Source organism: Metabacillus lacus (assembly GCF_009674805.1).
In the GTDB taxonomy this organism is placed as follows: Bacteria; Bacillota; Bacilli; order Bacillales; family Bacillaceae; genus Metabacillus_C; species Metabacillus_C lacus.
The window spans coordinates 17,674-33,332 of record NZ_WKKI01000016.1 but is presented as its reverse complement, the minus strand read 5'-3'; the positions used below and the strand labels follow the sequence as shown (position 1 = coordinate 33,332).

The 15,659-nt window shown below is 42.1% G+C and carries 8 protein-coding genes; 5 read left to right on the top strand and 3 right to left on the bottom strand.

Going from position 1 to position 15,659, the window contains the following annotated elements:
* Positions 1-634 precede the first annotated feature (634 nt).
* The 3 genes from GJU40_RS10045 to GJU40_RS10035 all read left to right on the top strand — a co-directional run bounded on the left by GJU40_RS10045 (position 635) and on the right by GJU40_RS10035 (position 8,654).
* Positions 635-3,370 carry a GTPase domain-containing protein gene (locus GJU40_RS10045; RefSeq protein WP_154307628.1) on the top strand — a complete coding sequence of 912 codons (2,736 nt, stop codon included), beginning with the start codon at positions 635-637 and terminating at the stop codon, positions 3,368-3,370.
* 718 nt (positions 3,371-4,088) lie between these two features.
* On the top strand, positions 4,089-7,406 hold the full coding sequence (locus GJU40_RS10040) for a trifunctional glycoside hydrolase family 18/polysaccharide deacetylase/glycosyltransferase family 2 protein (protein WP_154307627.1): 3,318 nt from the start codon (positions 4,089-4,091) through the stop codon (positions 7,404-7,406).
* Between the two features lie 30 nt (positions 7,407-7,436).
* Positions 7,437-8,654, top strand: coding sequence for a family 8 glycosyl hydrolase (locus tag GJU40_RS10035; protein WP_154307626.1), 1,218 nt, complete (start codon positions 7,437-7,439; stop codon positions 8,652-8,654).
* A gap of 1,038 nt (positions 8,655-9,692) precedes the next feature.
* Here GJU40_RS10035 and GJU40_RS10030 read toward each other — a convergent pair.
* The 3 genes from GJU40_RS10030 to GJU40_RS10020 form a co-directional block, all read right to left on the bottom strand.
* Entirely contained in the window at positions 9,693-9,950 is a 258-nt protein-coding gene (locus GJU40_RS10030; RefSeq protein WP_154307625.1) for a GlsB/YeaQ/YmgE family stress response membrane protein, read from the bottom strand.
* 251 nt (positions 9,951-10,201) lie between these two features.
* A complete protein-coding gene (locus GJU40_RS10025) occupies positions 10,202-10,561 on the bottom strand; it encodes a DUF948 domain-containing protein (RefSeq protein ID WP_170289374.1) in 360 nt (119 codons plus the stop codon).
* A gap of 86 nt (positions 10,562-10,647) precedes the next feature.
* Complete coding sequence (locus GJU40_RS10020; protein WP_154307623.1) at positions 10,648-10,881, bottom strand: hypothetical protein; 234 nt, start codon at positions 10,879-10,881, stop codon at positions 10,648-10,650.
* A 1,162-nt stretch (positions 10,882-12,043) separates the two neighbouring features.
* On the opposite strand from GJU40_RS10020, the gene GJU40_RS10005 reads away from it, so the two are divergent.
* Positions 12,044-13,768, top strand: coding sequence for an ABC transporter ATP-binding protein (locus GJU40_RS10005; protein ID WP_154307620.1), 1,725 nt, complete (start codon positions 12,044-12,046; stop codon positions 13,766-13,768).
* Positions 13,761-15,602 carry an ABC transporter ATP-binding protein gene (locus GJU40_RS10000; protein WP_154307619.1) on the top strand — a complete coding sequence of 614 codons (1,842 nt, stop codon included), beginning with the start codon at positions 13,761-13,763 and terminating at the stop codon, positions 15,600-15,602. Before GJU40_RS10005 ends, GJU40_RS10000 begins: the two co-directional genes overlap by 8 nt.
* The last annotated feature ends 57 nt before the right edge of the window (positions 15,603-15,659 follow it).

Genomic DNA, 15,659 nt, shown 5'->3' with positions numbered 1-15,659 from the left:
TCTCAGACTGTAGACAAAACGGGTGGTCATCCCGCGTGTCTATAGTCTTTTTGTTTAGTGGGAAAATGAGGGCTGTTGATTTCCGTTCCAGGCGCTTTGCTTTCCGCGGAACTGGCGGGGAGCCCCCCTCAACGCCCAACGCCGTATGCGCCTCCTGCGTCTCACCTGTCTAACTGTTCCCGCAGAAATCTGCGCACCTTCCACTCCAATCAACAGGACTTCTAAACTTAGCACAGAACTAGTATGTAGTCTCTTTTAAAATAAAATCATATAACGCTTAAGGTGATAAAGATGCTAACGAAGATATAAGTTGGGGGAAAATTTCTGACTTTCTTTTTCGTGAGTCTAAAATGTAGAACAACCTATCATGTGAATGAGAAACACCCCATATCCTAGATACGTAAAACTAAAAAGAGATTCATAGTGCCGGGGAAATAATTTATAGAGATAATGGTTCAAAACAGGAGGGATCTTTCGTACTATATCATGATGAAAAGTTTGTGAGGAGAAGCAGGATGGGTATATTCACAATAAAGGAACGCAGGAATTTGCTATAATAAGTGCATACATAACAGGATTTATTCAATAATTCAGCTTGCAGTTTGTCAGGGAAATATTTTAAACGGAGGGCCATATGGACGAGAAATTATTGGTATCAAAAACCTACTACAGTACGTTTCTTCTGGAAGGGGACCGCAATCTCCACCCCGTACAGATTTTGGGAGAAGCATACTTAACAGAACAAAAGCAGGATGTTTATGACTTATCTTTTGTCCGTTTTGCACAGGGAGAAGTTTATTTTCACAATAAAGATTATGAAGCTGCTATTTTTAAATGGGAAAACATTTCAAACGAGCTGCAGCCATGGGCGAAGAAAAATATAGCAGATTCCTATTATGAACTGGAACTGCTGTTTGCAGCAGAAGATATTTATAATTCTATTGACCCTGAATCTAAGACTCTGTCAATGGAAATTGCCATAAAGCTTTTTGCCCTCTATGTCGAAAGAGAAAAAATGGATCTTGCTTATGAAGTGCTGAAAGTGGCGATTGCCCTTGATCCCGATTATGCTAACATCACCGAGGCGGCAAGATTGTTTTATGAGGAGAGAGAAGATTGGAACAATGCGGTTGAATTGTCAGTAAATGAGTTCACCAGAACAGGAGATCCTGCATGGTTTCAAGCTTTGAAAAGATATGTGGATGGCGGTTCTACAAGAAGCCTGGATCCTCAGTATTTCTATGAAACACTGACAACACTATACACTGTTAATCCAGAATACTTCTCTCAGCTTGCTGTATCGCTTTGGAAAAGCTACCGCTATCAGGAGAACTATCTGCAGTGGCTGAAAACGCTGAATACAGTGTTTAGAAGCATAAATCTTTCAGCACCACTATCATGGAAGAACTTATCAGCAATGTTTGAGGAAACTTATATTGAACTGATTGACGGCAAATATTTTATCAGTGAGATTGAAGGTGTTGTTCCAGGTCTGCTTGAAAATTGGATGCTGACGGCAGATCAGGACAGAAAGGTTTTCGCTTCTGCAGCCATTATGGCCTGGAATGAAGTATTTCCGTCCACCATCAGCCTTGATTCATTAAAAGGAGCAGAATCAATCATCTTTAATTCTGTAAGCAGCGTGAACAACCTTCCTTATATTGTGAGCTTGTTTGAATCTATCATGAAATGGGCAAAAACCAACCACATTAACGTGGGATATAAAGTTAGATGGCTTGTTCAACAGCTTGCAGATGCCAAAAGCAGGCACTTCTTCGTTGTCGGTGATTCCGGGAGCGGCAAAACGTCATTCATGAATTCTCTTTTGGATGATCCTGCTGCCTCAATTCCGTCTGCTGACGTTGTAATGCTGTCAGGGAGCCGTGAAGCGGAGCTATATGAAATCAGTGACTCCGGGAAAAAGCAGGGAGAACTGAAGGAACTGGAATCCTCGAGTTCATCATGGGTGCATGCGAAGCAGCCATCTTCATTCCTTGAAACTCATTCACTCGTGCTGATTCATACACCGGTAATGGATCAAATGGGAGTGGACGGCAAGGGAGTCAAGGACTATCTTCCTCTAGCAGACGGAATTCTATATCTTGTGAATGCAAGAACCAGGCTGTCGAATGCCGAGCTGGAAAATCTGCTGGAGATTCGCGGAAAAGCAGGGCATATCCCTATTCACTTTGTTCTTAATAAAATGGATGCCATTGTGGACGAAAATGAAATCAGAAGCATTATTTCCACAGTGGAAGATTCCGTTCATGACTATTTCCCTGAGGCGCTTGTATTCCCTTATTCTTCGCTGAAAGCTGTAGAACAGCAGCGTGCCGAGCTTGCAAAATTTATAGGGGAAGGATTTACTCTCACAGGCAGGGAAAAAGAAGAAATGAGAACTGCACAGCTGCTGTATTATATCCGTACAACCTTAACAGAGCTTCTTGATAAGCGGGCTGAAACGGAAAATGCACTTCAGGGTTCTATTTCCTTTAATGAAGATATTTTGAGCAGGCTGAAGGGGCTTGTGCACAAGCTTAATGATATGGAGGGAGATAAGGTAACCTCCATCAAAGCCTCCTATCAGGACATCAAACGGGAAATGGACGAAAGGCTGAAAGAGAAGCTTCCATCACTGCTGAGGGACTGTTCGAAGGAACTGAGTGAGGATGATGATTTTAGTACGATTCATATAGAGCTGAACAATAAGATGAACGTGAAAATTCAGGATTATCTTAGAGAGGAGCTTGTACCTCAATACGCCGGAGCACTTGAAATCTGGATTCAGGAATCTAAGGAAGAGCTTTCGGGAAGCCAGGAGTATCTGTCGGATATGAGCGATACCTTTAATGCGCTGTATAGAAGCGATAAAATCAACCTTTCCTGCGATTTTGGCATTTTTGCAGATTGGGAGCGGGACATCCAGCGGATGCTGAATAGAACTCAGGTGGAAAAAGAAAATATTCTTAATAGAACGAACCCGGCGCAGCTTCTCCTGAAAGGTGCTGGAAGGCTCTTTGGCGCTCTTCCGCAAAACAAAACACTGCTGTTCAATCAATACAAAAAGTATATTGAAAGTGAAAGCTACAGCGATGTGGCTGCATCTGTTTCACATAACTTTTTCCTGCAGTTTGACATGTTTGAAAGATCAATCCAGCCTGACATTCACAGCTTTTTCAGAGAGCCGGCTGCATTTTTAAGAGAGACCATTAAAGAAGTGGAGGGAGAAATCCAAAGGGACAAGGAAACGATGTCTGTCATGAAGGCAAATCCGAAGCTCTATTATGACCCTCTCAAGCTTTTTGAAGTAAGACTGCTGCAGTACGAATTTATCATAGAAGCACATAAAGAAACAGTTTACGGAAAGTAGGCTGGCAGTAACAAGGGAAGCATCGTGGATGACTTCCCTTGTTTTTTTATTTGGGTATGCTGCTCTTACTTGTTGAAGCCGTCAACATAAGGCATTTGCAGCGGCGTAGTACAACGTAAACCTGCTGGGGAATCTGGCTGTGCATCGCATTTGAGGAATAGGCGTAACATTTCCGCTTATCTATAAAATATCATGAAAGAAGCTGTAAATAGAAGGAGGTATTCCGCCTATGAACCTCAAATAGCGTGAAATGGAGGGTGCTTTATCAGCATAACCGGAAAAGCTACCCTTATTTTCACTAAAATAAGCTATTTTCTGCCTATAAAGGTAAATGCTCCGCCTATTTTATTTTAGTGGTGAATCAAGTTAAAATAGATACATACCTTTTCATTCCTTGGTGATGTAATTATATTAAGAAAAAGGAAAAATAAGAAAATAATCAAAGACCGCAGGACTAACGACTTTTAAGTACGACTGCCTATAAAATAGTATTCCGGCTATCAAAATGCGACTTATTACCCGATATTTCTTTAAATGAAACACGAAAATTCTTTAAAAAGAACGAATTTAGAGAATGATGTAGAAAATAGCTAAAATAATTAGCAATACACCTGCTAATCAGCTGTAATCACGTGAAATGGGGTTTAACGAAGTTGACAAGTTCGTTATATGATTGCCTTAACATTCACTATTAAGAACAAAAGCTGAGGGGTGCCGAATGAAGAATCTGAAAAAATCTGCAGAAACTTTCGTATTTTATGACAAATCAGGAAAACGATGGAAAATATCAAAGGCTGCCATGCTGACAGTGCTCTCCGGCATAATTCTGCTGGTCGGATTTATTTCCTTTGGACTGGTGGGACAGCCTTCATTAAAGGGACTGGCAGTTAATGAAAGCAATATACAGGCTGTTACTCAGCCAATTGCTGCAGCAACCGGAAATCCAACAGCCTTGTTTCCGGCTGATGAAAATGGAAATGAACAGCTTCAGAGTGAGGTTTACGCATTTTATCAAGGCTTCTATGGAGAATATGAAAACCATTCAGGGCTGGATTCACTGGAATCCAATCTTGAGCTGATTGATGTGCTTATTCCTGACACCTACCATATTGGAGGGAATGGCAAGCTGATCGAGCATCACAGTGAAAGGCTGAAAATGATCACTCAGGAGAAAGATATCAAGGTAGTGCCGAGTGTCTCTCTCAGCAGCCAGGGAACTGCCGACACAGTAAGCAAGCTAGTGGGAAGCAGCAAGACAAGACAGGATTTTATCAGCAAGCTCCAGCAGAGTGTGCTTGGAAACGGCTATGACGGCATTCATATACATCTTCCAGATATTCATACGAAAGATAAAAAAGCATTTACTGCATTTGTAAAAGAACTTAAAACAGTTTTTGAGAGCACAGAGTTAATGATGACTCTTCATTTGCCGGAAAAGAAAAAAGCATTTGAAACACAAAAACTTTCGGAAATTGCAGATAAAGTGATACTGCTGGCCCTCGATGAACGAAATGAAACTGATCGGCCGGGACCCTTAACAACTTTGAAACAGATGGACAGTATCGCAAAAGCTGCAGACATCAGCCCTGATAAGATTGTTCTGGTCTTAGGCAACCACGGTTACGACTGGCAAGAGAAGGGGAGAGAAAAAGCAAACACCCTCAGCTTTCAAGAAATTATGCTGTTTGCAGAGAAAGAGGGGCTTGCAGTTCAATGGGACGAAAACAGCTTAACCCCATACGTTCGTTATAAAGAAGGTGAAGAGAACCGGGTAATTTGGTTTCAGGATGCTGTAACCTTTTATAATTCTGCAAAAGTAGCCAAGGCAAACGATATTAACAGCATTGGGCTCTGGAATCTAGGTTCTGAGGACCAGACAATCTGGCAGATCTTAAAAAATCATACACAGTCCTCAGCAGAGCATGGAGATATCCTGAAGATCGTGGCGCAAAGCAAATCTGTGCATCAGGCAGGCGCAGGGGACATCTTTAAGGTATCAGGCTCAGCACTTGACGGCGCAAGAAGCATTGTAATGGAAGAGGGCATCGTGACAGAGGCTGCTTACAATCATCTTCCTTCCAATTATCAAATTGAACGGTTTCAGGGAGGAGAAAAAGAAATTGCCCTCACCTTTGATGATGGGCCTCACCCTAAATATACAAACCAAATTCTCGATATTTTAAAAGAATACGAAGTCAAAGCCACCTTCTTTACAATCGGAAAGCACATGTCTCTTCATCCGGGGACTGTTAAAAGAACTTTCGATGAAGGCCATGATATAGGCAACCATACGTTTACACATGCAAATATTTCGAAATTGAATGAAAGGGAACTGCAGCTGGAGTTAAATTCCACACAGCGTCTGATTCAAGGAATTACCGGTCATTCCTCTATGATTTTTAGACCGCCATTTCTTGCCATTCACAATGAAGATGAAACGCAGGATGAAATACCGGAAGCACCTTCCATAGAGAATGTAAAAACGATCAAAAAGGTTCAGGAGATGGGCTACACGTTTATAGACTCTCTCATTGATCCCAAGGACTGGGATAATCAATCAGCTGAAGACATTTATGAAAAAGTCATGGAGGGAGCCAAAAAAGGTCAAATCGTTCTCCTGCATGATGCAGGAGGAGACCGCTCTGAAACGGTAAAAGCACTGCCGATGATTATTGAATCACTGCAGGAAGAGGGTTATACGTTAGTGCCGGTCAGCAAGATGCTGAATAAGTCACGAGATGAGATTATGCCGAAAGTTGAAGAGGAAGAAGCTGTGATTGCTCCTTTCTATAAAGTGGGATCAGGAACCATTTCTTCTTTCACAAGCTTTTGGCAGATCTTCTTCTACAGCATTATTACGATAGGTATTATTAGACTTTCCGTGCTTGTCTTTTTCAGCTTCAGACAAAGAAAAAAGGAAAGGCTGATGCCTTTGCAGAGTGAATATTCTCCTTTTGTTACAGTTTTGATAGCAGCGTACAACGAGGAGACTGTTATTTCAAAAACGATCCGAACCATTTTAAATAGCGACTATCGGAATTTTGAAATCATCGTGGTGGATGATGGTTCAAAGGACAATACAGCTGCAGTCGTACAGCAGGAATTCAGCGGTCATTCCATGATCAAACTTTTGAAAAAACCAAACGGCGGAAAATGTTCCGCGTTAAATAGAGGGTTTGCTGAAGCAAAAGGGGAAATCATTGTAACGCTGGATGCAGATACAATTTTGACGAAGCGAGCTATATCACTGATGGTAAGGCACTTTACAGATCCTGCTGTTGCTTCGGTGGCCGGCAATGTAAAAATAGGAAATATCAAAAATCTTATCACTTTATGGCAGCATGTTGAATATGTGACAGGCTTTAACCTTGAGAAACGGGCATTTCATGAATTGAATTGTATTCCGGTTGTTCCAGGAGCAATTGGCGCATGGAGGAAGAAAGCTGTACAGGAAGTCGGGCTGTTCTCCGAAGATACACTTGCCGAGGATACAGATACAACCATCCGCCTGTTAAGAAAGGGTTATAAAATTCCGTGTGAAGCAGGGGCAATTGCATATACGGAAGCACCAGAAACAGCGGGGGCTTTTATCAAGCAAAGATATAGATGGACATACGGAATTCTCCAATGTTTATGGAAGCATAAAGGTGCGCTATTTAACAGAAAGCAAAAAGGTCTTGGGTTCTTTGGTTTTCCGAATATGATTTTTCAATACGTTCTTCAGGCTGCTTCACCTGCAATCGACATTATCCTGCTGATTGGGATTCTTGCAAAGTCCCCCCAAGTCCTGGGCTTTTACTTTGCATTCTTATTGATTGACACATGTATTTCAGTATATGCTTTCAAGCTTGAAGGAGAAAAAACAAAGCCGCTGCTTCTGCTGTTTATTCAGCGCATGGTCTATCGGCAGTTCTTTGCTCTTGTTGTTTGGAAATCATTCGTATTTGCGGCGCGCGGCGGTATGATGGGCTGGAATAAGCTTCAGCGTACAGGAAGCGTACAGGAAGTGCCGAATGAAGCGGACATCGGAGCTTAACGTCTTAAAGGAGGAAAATCTCATTTTATTATGAAGGGAACCGCTCTGAAAATTTCAGCATGCTTATTCGCAGTCGTAACAGGCATGATTGCCATTGCAATTTTGCTGCACGTAAAAAGTATAAAGGAGCTGTCCCCGGCACTTATGGAAGAAGATCACAGAGTGGAAGAAACATTATCTGTGTATGAGGATTGGAAGAAAAGGTACGTGAAAGCTGCTGACGAAGGTTATTACATATCCTACAACAGCAGCCACGATACCGTCTCTGAGGCGCATGGCTATGGCATGCTCATTTTCGCTGCCATGGCGGATCATGATTCTTCAGCAAGACAGCATTTTGACGGTATGTTTCAGTACTTTAAAAGTTTTCCCTCATCGGAAAACAGTGCCTTGATGGCTTGGAAGCAGGTGAGAGGGAGTGACGGAAGGATGGAGGATATGCAGCCTGAAAAAACATCTTCCGCAGCGGATGGAGATATGGACATCGCGCTCTCGCTCCTAATTGCAGACCAAAAATGGGGAAGCCGTGAGATCGACTACAAACAAGAGGCATTACAAATTATTGAAGCTCTCATGGAGTCGGTCGTGGACCAGGAGGACTGGATCCTTCTGCTTGGTGACTGGGCAGATAAGGGAGACATGCAATACAGGAAGGCAACGAGAAGCTCAGACTGGATGCCGGGACACTTCTATGCATTTTATCAAGCAACAGGGGACAGCAGGTGGATGAATGTGTATGAGAAAACCATTGCCATCATGCAGGATCTGTATGAAAAGCATTCCCCAGCCACAGCTCTGATGCCTGACTTTGCCGCAAAAGAAGAAGAGCTCTTTCTTCCGGTCGAGGCACAGTTTTTAGAATCGCCTTACGATGGAGACTATTATTACAATGCCTGCAGATATCCATGGAGGGCTGCTGCCGGTTTAGCAGTGAAAGAGGATGAAAGGCTCCGCAGCATGATCACGAAGTTGAATGAATGGATGAAGAAGGAGACAGGGGGAAATCCGGAAAGTATTCTCGCGGGCTACAGGCTCGATGGAACACCTGTTTCCTCACATTCCGATTTAGCCTTTACAGCTCCGTTTACAGCAGCTGCCTATGCGGTTGAAGGTGACAGCAGCTGGCATCAAGATTTATGGAATACAGTTGCTGATGAAAATTACGAGGGAAATTATTATGATGAAACCATCCGGCTGCTTGTTATGCTTCAGATTAGCGGACTCGACAATCACGATGATCTATTCTAGAGCCACTAAAGAGTTTGTAAGCCTTCTGAAAGGGGAAAAGGTTAATACATTACCCGAGGAGGATGGTAGAGATGGGAAGGCTGATCAGAAGTGCAATTAAATGGGCTCCAATCATTTACCCAATTGCCAGAAAGATGTTGAACAAGCGAAAAACCACTGGTGGAAATCAATCTACTTATCAAAAATAAGATTAATAGAAGCACTGCGGTTATGACATGGCAAGTCCTGAAAATAGGACTTGTTTTTTTTATGCAGAAGGGAGTACAGTAAAATGCAGCTCCACCACTATTTCTTGTAGAAAAAACCTGCTAGTGTAGTAATAAGGCCTATTGCAAAGATAATTTGCACAGTGTTCGAAGGAGAGTCCATTCCTCCTAGAGACATATTCTGAATAAATACACTCACTATCAATATTGCAATTCCTAACAGCATAATTCTTATTGGATCTTTCATCTGTAATCCCCCTTATTAGTAAATACATTTTTCATAACTTCTATTCCACGTAATCTCAAGAAGCCTCTCTTTATATGATACCAGAAACAGTAAATTATTCTATGTTATTGTGAAATGCATCTATCTCAACGCCACAACATAAGGCAGGCAGAGGAAGCTGGTTAAGCTTCTTTTTAGATAAATAAACGTAGAATTTCCCCTTAAGCAAAAAAATCAGTAAAAAAGCTGTTAATAGCCGGAGACATTCCGGCTATGAGTTTCAAATAGCAAGAAATAGAGGGTTTTCAACAGCATAAACGGAAAGTCTTCTCTTATTTTCACTAAGAAAAGCTATTTACTGCAATTAACCGGAAAAGATTCGCTTATTTTCCTTGGCTTGGTTCCTTCATCTGAACCTTATATTCAGCAGAAGCAAACTTCAGCAATGATTCCCCCGAAGAATGAGGATGCACACCTCTCTCTCAAAGCAGCCCTCCCAGAGTAGAATCTCTCAGACAAAGAATGCATGCAAAAAGGATGGCCCAAAAGGCCGAAGCTTCGGCTCTTTTAGGTCATCCTCTTTGAGTATCATTGTATACAGTTGGATTATCGTGCAGTTCTTCTCATGTTGCGAAGAATCAAGCTTGCAACGAAAACCAGAATAATTGCACCAATTAATGCAGGAATTAATGCAATATCAGCTACGGTTGGACCGAAGTCTCCAAGAAGTGATCCACCAATCCAGGCACCAATGATACCTGCAATAATATTTCCGATAATGCCGCCTGGGATGTCTTTACCAAGAATAAGTCCTGCTAACCAGCCGATTATACCTCCGACGATTAAGTACATAATAAAACCCATTTGAAATCACCTTTCCTTTTCTAAGATTTTTTTTATTGTTATATAGCTTATATTCCCAATATAAATTAATGGAAAACTTATTTTATGATAAAAATTTAAAAGTATTTTTTGGAAATTTAGGAAGTGCAATAGTTTTGAGGAAAAAGAAACAAAAGAACTATAGGTAAAATTAACTATAGTTAGGATATTATTATAATATAGTTTATTTACATAAAATAATCCAAAAAAAACACAAGGGAAGTCCTTGTGTTCTACTGCTGTGAATAAAGTGTTCTGCGTCTTTTGCTTCGTTCTCTTTGTAAGCGGCGGTCTTTAGCAAAAGGGTTAATATTCCAAAACTGTTTTAGTGTTTTAGGAGTTTGTTTTGCTGTTTTCACTGTAAAGTTCACTTTTTCTTTTTTAACGTCAATATCCTCTATCAGCTGCTGCTGATTAGCTGCAAGAACATTGGCTTTTGCCTTAATTGTATCGGTGCTTTCCTTCATTCTTGTGGTCGTATTGATAATTCTATTCACTGTCGGTTTCACCTGTTTATAGGTTTTGAACGCATATATCCCCATAAAAATTAAAGAACCAACTACAAGAGCAATGCTTAAATATACAATAATCATGTTACTGCACCTCCTCATTTGCTATGGTTACTTGTTATGTACCCATTCAGGTAAAAAAAGTAACTCCTTTAAGTAATTTAGCTGTTTTATTCAGTTTTTTTTCCTTTCATGAGTGTCGAAAAATCACTCATTCTGCTGTCAGGACGTAAATGAACTCCTTGAAAAGTGCCGCTTTTTTGTGAAAATTCTCTATTGGTGTCAACGGTTATTCCCATTGTTGTACTTTGTGCAGCGGAAGGGTCATTGATAATTCCTTCGTCTTTTCCATCAACATGTGGTGTTGACGCACTTGTGTATTGATCAGCATCTGTTTCCTGCATCTGTAGAGCCTCCTGTTTTCAATTTATATGAGGGGTAGCTGAATAGTCAATATTTCTTTAAAGAGTATTTTTACTTTTATATAAGTGTTTGATGAAGGACATTCCTGCTGCATTTTCGCTGAGATTTGTCCTTCATCGGCCTTATGAAGGACATTTGAGCTGCATTTTCGATTAGTTTTGTCCTTCATCGCCTCTATGAAGGACATTTGAGCTGCATTTTCGCTGAGATTTGTCCTTCATCGCCTCTATGAAGGACATTTGTGCAGCATATTCGCTGAGTATTGTCCTTCATCGCCCTTATGAAGGACATTTGAGCTGCTGTACTACTCAGTTTTGTCCTTCATCGGCCTGATGAAGGACATTCCTGCAGCATTTTCGCCCAGTTTTGTCCTTCATCGACCTTATGAAGGACATTTCTGCTGCATTTCCACCCAGTTTTGTCCTTCATGACCCTTATGAAGGACATTCCTGCAGCATTTTCACCCAGTTTTGTCCTTCATGACCCTTATGAAGGACATTCCTGCAGCATATTCACTGAGTTTTGTCCTTCATCGCCTTTTATGAAGGACATTCCTGCAGCATTTTCACCGAGTTTTGTCCTTCATCGGCCTTATGAAGGACATTTCCGCTGTATTTTCGCTGAGTTTTGTCCTTCATCGCCTCTATGAAGGACATTTGTGCAGCATATTCGCTGAGATTTGTCCTTCATCGCCTCTATGAAGGACATTTCCGCTGCATTTTCACTCAGTTTTGTCCTTCATCGACCTTATGAAGGACATTTCTGCTGCATTTCCACCCAGTTTTGTCCTTCATCGACCTTATGAAGGACATTTCTGCTGCATTTCCACCCAGTTTTGTCCTTCATCGACCTTATGAAGGACATTCCTGCAGCATTTTCGCCCAGTTTTGTCCTTCATCGCCCTTATGAAGGACATTCCTGCAGCATTTTCACCGAGTTTTGTCCTTCATAACCCATATTCACTTGCCGTTCTTTTCACTTTTGTCCTCACTCCAGGCACTAACAAAAATGACTGCCCGCTTCTTGAAAAAATTTCGATTGTCTAAACTCTTATTATTTATAATTTTTGTAAAAACAAGTTAGAATGAAACATACACATACTCATTGTTAGCTGAAGCGGAACAAACATACTTGGAGGATTTTATGAAAATAATGTTCAAGTTTTTAAATCCATACAGGGTGGCTGTTGCAATTGCACTTGCTCTTATGCTGTTTGAATTGGGAGTAGAACTGATGCAGCCTTTAATTATTGCAAAAATTATTGATGACGGCATCCTGCAAAATGATCTGGCAGTTGTGCTCAGATGGGGAGGGGTGCTCCTCGGTTTTTCAGTTTTTGCCTTTGCATGCGGCATTATTAACTCTTTTTATGCTTCACATGTTAGTCAAAGCTTTGGATTTGATGTGCGAAAAAGCTTATTCAATAAAATTCAGGACTTTTCATTTTTTAATTTCCATTCATTTCAAACATCTTCACTAATCACCCGTCTGACCAATGATGTAACTCAAGTGCAGAATACGGTGTTTATGATTCTTCGCATTATGCTCAGGGCGCCTTTGCTCGTTGTGGGCGGAGTGCTGATGGCGTTTTTTGTGCATGTGCAGCTTGCATTTTTGCTCGCAATCGTTGTGCCTGTCTTATTTCTATTCCTGTTGTGGGTGATGAAAAAAGGGGGAAGAATGTTTAACGAAGTCCAAAAACGTCTGGATTCTGTCAACAATGTGATGCAGGAGAATTTAACAGGCATGCGGCTGATCAAAGCATTTTTGAGAAGAAATCACGAAATCACCCGGTTCTCAGACTCTAACGAGGAGCTGAAGGATCAAACAGTAGGTGCTCTGCGCATCATGGAAACAACAATGCCGGTACTGCTGCTTGTGATGAATGTCAGCGTACTTTCCATTCTTTGGTTTGGGAGAGTTCATATAACCGCAGGGGATGCACAGGTCGGACAAGTGGTGGCAGTCGTGAATTACGCTTTTCGAATTACCTCTGCATTATCAATTATGTCTTTCATTATTATGGCCTTTTCAAGGGCAAGAGCTTCGTCTGCGCGAATGGCGGAGGTGCTGGAAACAGACATTGATCTTCTTAATGGAAGTAATCTTGAAAGTTCATCACGTATTCAGGGAGGCATTGAATACAGTAATGTTTCTTTTCAATATCCTGAATCAGGGGGCAATGTATTGGAGGAGCTGACATTCACGGTTCCTGCAGGAAGCTCCGCGGCAGTCATTGGTGCAACTGGCTCTGGCAAATCCACGCTGTTTCAGCTGATTCCCCGCCTGTATGACACAACTGAAGGGGAAGTGAGGATTGACGGAAAAAATGTCAGGGATCTTCCGGTAAAGCAGCTGCGAAAGCAAATTGGCTTGGTGCCTCAGGAGGCAATGCTCTTTACGGGAACGATCAAAGAAAACATTCTTTGGGGAAAAGAAGATGCCTCACAAGAAGAAATTGAAGAAGCAGCAAGGCACGCACAAATACATTCAACTATTATGAGGCTGCCTAAGCAATACGAAACTGTTATTGGACAAAAAGGAGTGAACCTGTCAGGGGGACAGAAACAGCGTATTTCAATTGCGCGCGCCCTGATTCGGAAGCCAGCTATTCTGCTGCTCGACGACAGCACCAGTGCACTTGATCTTCAGACAGAGGCCCTGCTTTTGGAAAATCTAGAGTCCTACAGATCTACTCTTGTCATCATTACCCAAAAAATCAGCACTGCGATGAAGATGGATCAAATTTTGCTGATTGAGGACGGCAGGGTAACTGCAAACGGTACTCATGAAGAGCTGCTGAGAGAGTCCACACTTTACCAGGAGCTGTATTCTACGCAATTCGGAGAGGAGGAAGAGCATGCTTGAGGAAATCCGTAAGCCCTTTCGCTACAAAAAACCGCCCATTCATACAGGAAAAGAGAACGCGCCGGAGCAAAAGCCCGGGAACAAAAAGGTGCGCAACTGGTCCGGGACGGTTATGCGCGTATGGCGTTACCTTGCAGGATACCGGGGGTTGTTTACACTCGTTCTGCTGATGGTGGTGATAAGTTCGGCTCTGGGTCTTCTGGGTCCTTATCTTGTAGGCAGGGGAATTGATCGCTTTATTGTCAGCAGGGAGCCGGATGGATTTTTCGCTCTTTTGCTTCTTCTGGCTGGAGTCTATTTGATTTATTCGATTAGCATGCTCTTTCAGAATTTCTGGATGATCACCATCGCACAGGGAACTGTTTCTTCTATGAGAAAGCAGCTGTTCCGCCATTTTCACCGTCTGCCTATCTCATATTTTGATAAGCGGCAGCATGGTGAACTAATGAGCAGGGTGACAAACGATATTGAAAATGTAAGTTCTACCCTGAATTCCTCCGTTATCCAAATAGTATCGAGCATATTAACCCTGATTGGCACTGTTGCGGTGATGCTCTATCTCAGCCCTTTGCTGACACTCATTACAATGACGATTATTCCAGTCATGTATTTTGGGATGAAGTGGATTACAAGCAGAACAGGCAAGCTTTATAAGGAGCAGCAAAAAAATCTCGGCAGCTTGAACGGGTATATTCAGGAAATGATTTCAGGCCAGAAAATAGTCAAGACTTTCTCTCAGGAGCAAAAAGTGGCCGATGAATTTATGAAGAGAGGCGAGAAACTTCGGCAGGCTGGATTTTGGGCCCAAACTTTTTCTGGTTTTATTCCAAAATTAATGAACGTTTTAAATAATGTAAGCTTTGCCTTGATTGCGGGAGTGGGAGGGGTAATGGCGCTGAATCAAATGATCTCAATCGGTACCATTGTGATTTTCACAGAGTATGCAAGGCAGTTTACAAGGCCGTTAAACGATTTAGCCAACCAGTTCAATACACTCCTGTCTGCAGTAGCAGGTGCAGAACGCGTATTTGAGGTTCTTGATGAAGAGGAAGAAGAGTCAGATGAAAAAAGCGCGGCGCAGCTTGGCGAGGTGCAGGGGAAAGTCTCCTTTCAATCTGTCTCATTTTCTTATGAAAAAGAAAGCAAAACTGTTTCCGGGCTATCTTTTACTGCAGATCCCGGAGAAACAATTGCGCTTGTCGGGCCAACAGGTGCGGGAAAAACGACGGTTATTAATCTTCTGTCCCGTTTTTACGAACCTGACAGCGGCTCTATTTATATTGATGGAACAGATATAAGTTCTGTTACAAGGGAAAGTCTGCGGCGGCAAATGGCTTTTGTTCTGCAGGATTCCTTTCTGTTTCAGGGTACGATAAGGGAAAACATCAGGTACGGAAAGCTTGATGCGGATGATGCCAAAGTGGAACGGGCTGCAAAGCTTGCCAACGCGCATTCCTTTATTAAAAGACTTCCCGGCGGCTATGATACAGTGCTTTCGCAGGAAGGGGGCGGCATCAGCCAAGGGCAAAAGCAGCTGCTTTCTATCGCAAGGGCCATTCTTGCTGATCCCAAGATTCTGATTATGGATGAGGCAACAAGCAGCATTGATACCATCACTGAGCTGAAGATTCAGGAAGCTGTGAGAAGGCTCATGGAGGGAAGGACAAGCTTTGTCATTGCTCACCGGCTGAATACGATTAAACAGGCTGACCAAATACTTGTGCTGGAAAATGGGGTTATCAGTGAGAGAGGATCTCACAGCAAACTTTTGAAAAGTAAGGGATTTTACCATCATCTTTACTACAGCCAGTTTCAGGCTGTCTCACGTTTATAAACCAGTGTGAAAAAATTCCCAGAAAAACACCTTGTGATATAGGAATATGGACCGATA

Coding starts and splice junctions, on each gene's coding strand:
- GJU40_RS10040 (WP_154307627.1), top strand. CDS start 4,089: ATGAAGAATCTGAAAAAATCTGCAGAAACTTTCGTATTTTATGACAAA.
- GJU40_RS10020 (WP_154307623.1), bottom strand. CDS start 10,881: ATGCAGGAAACAGATGCTGATCAATACACAAGTGCGTCAACACCACAT.
- GJU40_RS10045 (WP_154307628.1), top strand. CDS start 635: ATGGACGAGAAATTATTGGTATCAAAAACCTACTACAGTACGTTTCTT.
- GJU40_RS10035 (WP_154307626.1), top strand. CDS start 7,437: ATGAAGGGAACCGCTCTGAAAATTTCAGCATGCTTATTCGCAGTCGTA.
- GJU40_RS10025 (WP_170289374.1), bottom strand. CDS start 10,561: ATGATTATTGTATATTTAAGCATTGCTCTTGTAGTTGGTTCTTTAATT.
- GJU40_RS10005 (WP_154307620.1), top strand. CDS start 12,044: ATGAAAATAATGTTCAAGTTTTTAAATCCATACAGGGTGGCTGTTGCA.
- GJU40_RS10030 (WP_154307625.1), bottom strand. CDS start 9,950: ATGGGTTTTATTATGTACTTAATCGTCGGAGGTATAATCGGCTGGTTA.
- GJU40_RS10000 (WP_154307619.1), top strand. CDS start 13,761: ATGCTTGAGGAAATCCGTAAGCCCTTTCGCTACAAAAAACCGCCCATT.